The following is an 855-nucleotide window of genomic DNA, read 5'->3' as shown; positions in this document are numbered from 1 at the left end:
CAGACTGTGTGAAAACGCAATCTGCCCCGGTTAAATACAAATGCCCCGACTTGTCGGGGCATTTGTATTTCTGAAAACTGAAAATAAAGGGCCTCTCAGCCCATCAGCGTCATCAACTTTTGCGCTCCCAGCACCTGAATAGCCCTTTTCAAGTTGTAGGCCTGTACCGCAAGCGCCATTTCTGCGCGAGTGCCCTTCAACTGGCGCAGCAAAAACCGTCCGTTGCCAAAGATCCATCGTTTCAGATTGCCGAAGGGATGCTCGACGATGGATCGGCGATTGACCATCATTTCTGGATGGGCCTTCATTCGCCGTTCCATTCGCTCAAACGCCGCTTCGTGGGCGTGGCGCGTCAGATATCGGCGCTCGGCCTTGGTGCAGCGGCTTTTGAGCGGGCAACTTCGGCAGTCGCTGATAGCCGCCTGATAGATCCGGTCGTCCTTGCTCAGTTGTTTGAGTGTCAGTTGGTTACCGGCGGGGCACTGATATTGATCGTTGTCGGAGTCGTAAATGAATTCGGTTCGATCAAAGTACTGCTCTTCGCCACCGGTGGTGTTGATGGCCCGATTCGGTGGCACAAACGCCGTGATGCCGGCATCTTCACAACCCTGAAACTGGGCGCCATTGGAGTAGCCCGCATCCGCCGTGACGCAGAGTTCGGATTGATGCAGCTCCTCTTTGGCCGCTTTGGCCATCGGTTCGAGCTGGCGATTGTCAGTGCCTTCCTGAGTGACTTCGTGGTGCAGAATCAGGCAATGTTTGGCATCCACCGCACTTTGAATGTTGTAGGCCACGAGCGGTCCGGACGCTGTTCGCATTTTTCGCGCATCGGGCTCGCCCACAACGTGCTGAACC

General features: G+C 55.4%; 1 protein-coding gene. It reads right to left on the bottom strand.

The window, feature by feature from the left end; genetic code table 11:
• Nucleotides 1–95 precede the first annotated feature (95 nt).
• A partial coding sequence (locus HU755_RS26910; RefSeq protein WP_186638288.1) for a transposase occupies nucleotides 96–855 on the bottom strand: 760 nt, incomplete at its 5' end.

The sequence above is a fragment of the Pseudomonas sp. SWRI111 genome (assembly GCF_014268555.1).
In the GTDB taxonomy this organism is placed as follows: domain Bacteria; phylum Pseudomonadota; class Gammaproteobacteria; order Pseudomonadales; family Pseudomonadaceae; genus Aquipseudomonas; species Aquipseudomonas hamedanensis.
This window is presented reverse-complemented; position numbering and strand designations above follow the sequence as displayed.